Source organism: Mesorhizobium waimense, from assembly GCF_003601975.1.
In the GTDB taxonomy this organism is placed as follows: domain Bacteria; phylum Pseudomonadota; class Alphaproteobacteria; order Rhizobiales; family Rhizobiaceae; genus Mesorhizobium; species Mesorhizobium waimense.
The window spans coordinates 262,283-269,128 of record NZ_QZWZ01000007.1; the positions used below are offsets into that span (position 1 = coordinate 262,283).

At 56.3% G+C, this 6,846-nt stretch carries 5 protein-coding genes; 4 read left to right on the plus strand and 1 reads right to left on the minus strand.

Annotated features, from left to right (window positions below; genetic code table 11):
- Positions 1–41: 41 nt before the first annotated feature.
- From D3227_RS11970 to D3227_RS11985, 4 genes are all read left to right on the plus strand, one after another.
- Complete coding sequence (locus D3227_RS11970) at positions 42–2,297, plus strand: glycosyltransferase (protein ID WP_245451731.1); 2,256 nt, start codon at positions 42–44, stop codon at positions 2,295–2,297.
- Between the two features lie 164 nt (positions 2,298–2,461).
- Positions 2,462–3,913, plus strand: a complete 1,452-nt coding sequence (locus tag D3227_RS11975) for a glycosyltransferase (protein ID WP_167480672.1) — start codon at positions 2,462–2,464, stop codon at positions 3,911–3,913.
- Entirely contained in the window at positions 3,910–4,536 is a 627-nt protein-coding gene (locus D3227_RS11980; protein ID WP_208646362.1) for an acetyltransferase, read from the plus strand. Before D3227_RS11975 ends, D3227_RS11980 begins: the two co-directional genes overlap by 4 nt.
- A 35-nt stretch (positions 4,537–4,571) precedes the next feature.
- Positions 4,572–5,768: an acyltransferase family protein gene (locus tag D3227_RS11985; RefSeq protein ID WP_120014298.1), complete on the plus strand. Its 1,197-nt coding sequence runs from the start codon at positions 4,572–4,574 to the stop codon at positions 5,766–5,768.
- Positions 5,769–6,401: 633 nt separating this feature from the next.
- Here the strand turns inward: D3227_RS11985 and D3227_RS11995 are convergent.
- Positions 6,402–6,830, minus strand: coding sequence for a glycosyltransferase (locus D3227_RS11995; RefSeq protein WP_245451734.1), 429 nt, complete (start codon positions 6,828–6,830; stop codon positions 6,402–6,404).
- Between the last annotated feature and the right edge of the window lie 16 nt (positions 6,831–6,846).

Here is a 6,846-nt window from a genome sequence, read left to right on the forward strand (position 1 = left end):
TTTCCGGCGCGCACTCAGATACTGTGAGAATGCCTAGGGTCATGTGGCTATTGAACCATAGCGCGGCTCGTCGCTTCGAGATTCCAATGCTCAAGGCATGCGGCTTCAACGAAATCTTTCTCCCGAAAATCTATCCCGTTGATCCGAGCTTCCGTAGTGCGTCGCTCGACTTTTCTGAAGATCGAAACTTGACCATACCTCCCAGTGATCTGGCTGTTCTTAACGCTGCAGATTGGTATGGCGATCCGGGGCGCGAGGCCTGGGCGGTAGCCAACCGCCATTTTTCATTGCTCTTTTTCATTGTTCACACCGCAGAGGCGTTGGGGAGCATTTCCGCTCACTTTCAGGGGGCGGCCATATGGCGGGCCTATGGGCTTGAGCGAACGAATAGTTATTCGACAATTCGCAAGCATTTCACCCATGGACTGAAAACCGTTGAAAGGATGGGTGATCGTTTTTGGTTCGGGGAAGCCTACAAAGATTTGCATGCAGTAGAGGATGATTTCCTTCGCAGGCGAACTGTCTACCTCCCTCTGGGTCTGTCCTCGGCCGATCTACAGGAGGGATGGACGGGTAGTGATCGCCGGGTCTTCTTTGTTTGTCCCGACATCGGGTTCAACCCCTACTACCGAGCAATCTTCGACGAATTTAAGCGCGATTTTGCCGGTTTGCCTTATGCGATCGGCGGAAGCCAGCCGATAGCTGTCGGGGACCCGAATGTGCTGGGCTTTGTCCCGAAAGAATTGCACGAACGGCACATGCGGGAGATGCGCGTGATGTACTACCATTCCCGCGAGCCTCGTCATATCCACTATCACCCGTTCGAGGCGGTACGTGCCGGCATGCCGTTGGTCTTCATGGCAGATGGTATGCTCGATGAGCTTGGAGGAATCAGCCTGCCCGGCAGAGCTCGAACAGTAGCCGAGGCAAAGTCCAAGATTCACAGGCTGTTGCAGGGTGACACCCGCCTTGCCGACGATATTCGGAAGAGCCAGAAGGTGCTGCTCGACGCTATGAGGCCGGATAGGCTCGAGAGCGCATGGCGGAAAAATCTGACACATGTTGTTGAACGCTTGCAGGCCAACAAATCGGGGCAAATTGGTCTACCCTCGCGGAAAAAGCGGATAGCGATTATCCTCCCTATCGTCTACCGCGGAGGGACGTTGCGTGCTGCAAAGTTGCTCGCAGAGGCGATCTCCGAGGGCGCGGAGCAAGCCGGAGAAGGTGCAGAAGTCGTATTGCTGCATCTTGATCTACCTTCTGCATACTCACCAAAGGATTGGTCTGATTTGCCATCCTCCGTGACCACCAGAACGTTCAATTGGAATGTCTTGGACAAGGCAGAGGCGAAAACAGCAATGATGTTTGACGGTCACGCTGATTGGGAACCTGTCTACGAAAAATATTTGGCAGTAGACGATGGAATAAAGCAGCTTGGTGATTGTGATCTGTGGATCGTGATCTCCGATAGATTGTCGTTGCCGCTCTTGCCAATGCGGCCGGCGATCCTGGCCGTCTTCGATTATCTGCAGCGTCACTATAAGGTCTCGCATGTTGAGGAGCAGATTCTGCTGGCCAACCGATTGGCCAGTCACGTCCTGGTAACGACGGAGTTCACCCGACAGGACGCTCTTCAATATGCGGGCATCGATCCTCGCCGTGTTACCAAGGTGCCTATGCTAGTACCTGAAAAGGGCACGGCCACGCGAAACGGCCAAGGGGCTGAACCTACCCATTTCCTGTGGACCACCAACTTGGCGGCGCACAAGAACCATCGCAGAGCACTGGCTGCACTGCAGATTTACTATGAGGTTTACGAGGGCACGCTGAGTTGTCACGTGACGGGGTTTGGCTCAAGCGAGATCACCAAAAGCCAGCTACCACACCTTGATGGGCTCAATCGTGTCGTTGCAGCCAGCCGCGCTCTTCGGCAACGGGTTAAATTTCTGGGTGAACTGTCGGACGAAGCTTATCGGAGGGAGCTCTCTGCATCGGCGTTTCTCTGGCATCCCACTGAACTAGACAACGGCACGTTTAGCATCATAGAGGCAGCCCACTACGGCGTTCCATCTCTCTCAAGCGATTATCCCGCGATGCGCGAAATGGACCGCCAATTCCAACTCGGCCTGAGTTTCATGGACCAGGAAGATCCTGAAGATATGGCAGCCCAATTGCATGCGATGGAAGTCAATTTGGCGGAGCGCCAGCGTTCGTTGGCGACCGAGAAACAACTCGCCGATCAGAGCGTCCGACGCCTGGCTCCGCACTATTGGCACGTTATACGCGAATTCCTATGAAGCAGTACGGAATTTTCATAGCATACGCGCCCTCCATTGATCTTCGAACAGAGGGACTAGGACGCTATTTGTCCTCGTTTCTAAAGGCGGCTACGGACCGAGGTGATGCTCATTTCGCAATCCTTTGCCCGAGCTGGTCTCGAGAGGCCTTGATAACGCTATGCATGGAAGCCGAGATTCCGCGCCATGCCTACAGCCTTGTCGGCCCTGACCAGACACCACTGTTGTATCGCATTTATCAACTGCTGCAGCGGCGAAGAGAGACTAAGCGGCCTCGCAAACGTTTTCAGGCGGTTCGAGACAGGCTTTATCCCATAGCGGTTGCGCACGCTGGATGGCTGAGAGGCCGTATTGCAAGCACGCGGAGTCTCACGGCCCTGATTGCCTTTGCTGCATACTGCGTGTCCTTGGCAATTCCCATCACCGCTATGGTTCTTGGGATGCGCCTGGTGACGCGGATCCGTACCGCCATCAGCTCTTGGTTCAGACAGGCTCGAAGCAGACTGTGGCGAAGCGTGGCTGCACTCGGCCTGGTGTCGCCCTCCAGCCTGCGTTTCAGGCTGTACGAAGGAATGCTGGAACGGGAAACCGCTTTGATGATCCAAAGTGGGAATAGACAGAGTGACATCAGCGCTTGGTACACACCAGCCGCTTTCTGGCCCAAAGTTACGGAGTTGAAGGCACCGGTCCTAACCTGTGTACCTGACGTTGTTCTCGCAGAATTTCCTGTAGGCTTTGCGAGGCTCGGCGGCGTTCCGATGCAGCATGCGTACCAGACCGTAGCAACAACTATTCGTCGAAATGAGAATTTCGTCACGTACAGCGAGCACATCAAGCGTGGGATTCTTGTTGAGAAGTTTGGAATTGATCCCGGTGCAATTCGGATGATACCCCACGCCCCGAATGACTTGAGCCGCTCTATTACGATCACCGGTTTTCCCGACAACGACGCAACTGGGCGCGCGTATGCCGAGATGCTGCTGCTAGGCGCCATCAGAAAGGCTAGCCACGCAGGGTATGCGAGTACCTTCAGCAATTCGAAAGTGCAGTTCCTTTTCTACGCTAGTCAATTTCGACCATCCAAGAACGTAATAACGCTGCTACGTGCTTATGAATGGCTCCTCCGCAAGAAAGGGATCGGGCATAAGCTCATCCTAACTGGGTTCAGCCAGTATGAGAGCGTTAGGATTTTTCTGGACCAGCACAACTTACGATCGGACGTGCTATGCGTTCACGGGTTGACCGAGCCAGAGCTTGCGGCTTGCTACAAGCTCGCGGATCTCGCAGTGAATCCAAGCCTTTCAGAAGGCGGGATGCCCTTCACATTTACCGAAGCGTTGTCCGTGGGCACGCCGGCAATTATGGCCGACATCGAAGTGACCCGAGAAATAATAAAAGATCGGACACTGAGGGAAGCATCGCTCTTCGACCCCTATGACTGGAGAGCCTTGGGCGAAAAGATACAATGGGGCATTCAGAACCGGACGAGCCTCTACCAGCAACAGCGAAAATTCTACGACGATGTGCTCGCAAAGCGATCTTGGGCTGATGTCGTCGAAGAGCACCTCCGTATTCTCGACGAGCTGGCCGGGCGGCAGAAGGTGGCGGCGAAGTGACGCTCCTGTTGGAAGGTATCTATGTGCTGGGTTTTGGGGGCCATGCGCGTAGTGTCGCTGACATAGCCTTGAGCGGTGGTGTCAAAAATCTGATTTTTGTTGATGCCAATGCCCAGCCGAATGAAGCTTTCGCTGGATTCCGCGTTGTCACCGTTTTGCCAGCAAAGTTGGCGCCTGGTTGGAGGATCTTCCCCGCGATCGGCGACAATCTGGGTCGCAGAGCTGTGTGGGAGGAGCGACGCCTGCCCGTCGCGACGCTGATCTCGCCAACCGCTACTATCGGAGCCCTTGCTGAGATGGGCGAAGGGACGCTCGTATGCCATCACGCCCACGTAGGGCCAGGGGCGCTGGTCGGCCGCGGCGTAATCATAAATACCGGCGCAATTGTTGAGCATGAGTGCAAAGTCGGTGACTTCTCTCACGTATCCGTCAACGCAACGATTGCTGGACGTGGACGTATCGGTTCGAACGTGTTCGTTGGGGCAGGCGCCACGGTCATCGACAAATTGTCAATCTGCGATGACGTAATCATCGGAGCTGGAGCAACGGTAGTCGACCACATCACTTCGCCAGGGACGTACGTAGGAACGCCAGCACGCCCTATGAAAAACCGGTGCAGCTAGGCGCATTCGGGCGGACTGTCCCCAAGGAATCACCGATGTCGAATCGCAATCTTAGGCTGGATAGCCTCCGCGGAATTGCAGCGCTCTGCGTCGTATTCCATCATTGCATCCATATAGCCAACCCCCATCTCGTGCCTCAAGTGCTGAACGTACCCTTGTCGTCGGTATCTGGCGCCGACATTGCCGGCAGAGCCTTGCTTTCTGTTTTCGCAGGCGGGATGGCGGTGAACCTCTTTTTCATCCTAAGTGGTGCCGTTCTGATGGCCTCGCTTGAGAGGGAAGAGACTTTCAATCTCAGGACCGCTGTAAGGTTCACGGCACGTCGGATACTACGAATCTATCCTGCCCTGGTCGTAATGATCGCTGGCTTCGGATTCCTGAGTTGGGTGTATCCGCCGAGCCATTCCTCAGTACCGTTCACCGTGCGGCAGATGATTGAAAACGGCCTGCTCCTAACGAACCATGTCAATGGCGCTACATGGACCCTGCAAGCCGAGATGCTTATGGTTCCCTTCATCTTGTTGATCGCGTTCGGTCGCTGCTTATTGGGCAATATCGCTCCTGTGTTGTTTCTGTTTTGGGCTACCAGTCGCTTGTTCCTCGGCGCTCCTTTTGCACCAGGGCTAATGAACGTAGCCCTTCCATCGTTTGCTCTGGGAATGCTAGTTCCGGCGATGGCCGGCTCTGAGGCCGGTAAACTCCCTGGATGGATCGTGTTTGCTGCGCTGATCGCAATGATTGGCATCCGTTTTTCGCTCCCCGTTGCAGATATTAGAGCTCTAATAGCCGAGTTGGCCCTTTCGTTCTGCGCGGTCACGGTTCTGTTCCAAAGCCAGGTGAAGCACCACGCTTTTCACAATCCGATGCTCACAAGGTTGGGCCGTATCAGCTATGGGCTTTACCTGATTCATCCCGTCGTATTGTCGGCGCTTTTGCCTCTCGTCGTCGCAACGTTGGGCTGGGACTGGATAGCGAGAAATTACGCCGTCTTCGGGGTGCTGTTTGGAGTAATAGTGACGGCAATAACAATCCCACTATCCGAGCTGTCCGAGCGCTGCGTAGAGCGCCCCTTCATAAACCTTGGCCGACGAGTATTCAGCCCAACGAACAGGACACGACTCGATCTAAGCAAAACGAAGCCCGTCCAGTCACATGACTTGCATGCTTTCGATCACCGTTTGCTGCCCCCCGGCTCCGCGGAGGAACTACCGGCGCCTTCAGTCCAATCATGATGGACCCACAGGGCCGACTGGACCCGTAGGCGCGACAGGACCGACTGGCATCACCGGCGCAACAGGCCCGACAGGCATCACCGGTGCGGTCGGTGCAATGGGTGTCGTCGGGCCTACCGGGTTGAACGGGGCGACCGGCCCGACCGGGCCTGCGGGAATAACCGGTCCGACTGGCCTCGGCGCGACAGGTGCAACCGGTCCTGTCGGGGCCACAGGGCTGACAGGCATCACCGGCGCAACGGAGCCGACGGGCGCCGCAGCCGCGTCCACAAATTCGTTCGCGATGACGCCGGCAGCAGATGGCGTGACAGACGACGTGGCGGCCCTGGTGGCGCTGGAGAGCACGGCGCAAGAAGTCATCCGGCTCAAGAACGCGTCGTATTACATCGGGTCGAATTGCACCCCGACCAAGACGATCCGGTTTCGTCGGCACGAAATTCCTAGTTGCTGACAGCAAGACGGCAGCCCGAAATCCATTCGCCGAAAAAACAGCATTTACGCGGATGTGCACGCGCCTGCTATCAGACGCCCCGCAGGTGGAAGGTGCCCGCTGCGCGCGACCAAATAGGACGGGCCGAACGAAAGCTCAATGCCGAGATGGCGCTGAATCACCGGCAGAAGCAAGGCCGCCTTTCAGCGTCGGCGGCTGTCGAGCTGACAATAGAGCTCGGCATAAGACTTCCCCATTCTGTCGGCGGTGAAAAGACGAACGTACCGATCACGCGCAGCTCGGCCCCAGTTCGCCGTTTCGACCGGCGAATCGACGAACCGGTTGATGGCTTCGGCAAGGCGTGTCGGGTCCGAAGGCGGAACGACCAGCCCAGTCTTGCCAGCCTTGTTGACGTAGCTTGTTCCGGTGCCGAGTTCGCACGAAATCATCGGCTTGCCGCACATCGCTGCTTCCACCAGCGAAAGCCCGTAGGCCTCCGACCGTTGGTTCGAAGGGAAAACGTAATTACCCACCCTTTCGATGCGGCACGGTGCGTCGTCACTCGTCGTCGATGTCCGGGTACTGCGGGGGAGCCTTGCCGATCTTGCTGACGATCCTCTGGTAATTGGCATCGGGCTGCGCCTGCCC

Excerpts from the sequence above, each read along its gene's own strand:
- D3227_RS11970 (WP_245451731.1), top strand. The coding sequence starts at position 42 with ATGTGGCTATTGAACCATAGCGCGGCTCGTCGCTTCGAGATTCCAATG.
- D3227_RS11985 (WP_120014298.1), top strand. The coding sequence starts at position 4,572 with ATGTCGAATCGCAATCTTAGGCTGGATAGCCTCCGCGGAATTGCAGCG.
- D3227_RS11975 (WP_167480672.1), top strand. The coding sequence starts at position 2,462 with ATGGAAGCCGAGATTCCGCGCCATGCCTACAGCCTTGTCGGCCCTGAC.
- D3227_RS11995 (WP_245451734.1), bottom strand. The coding sequence starts at position 6,830 with ATGCCAATTACCAGAGGATCGTCAGCAAGATCGGCAAGGCTCCCCCGC.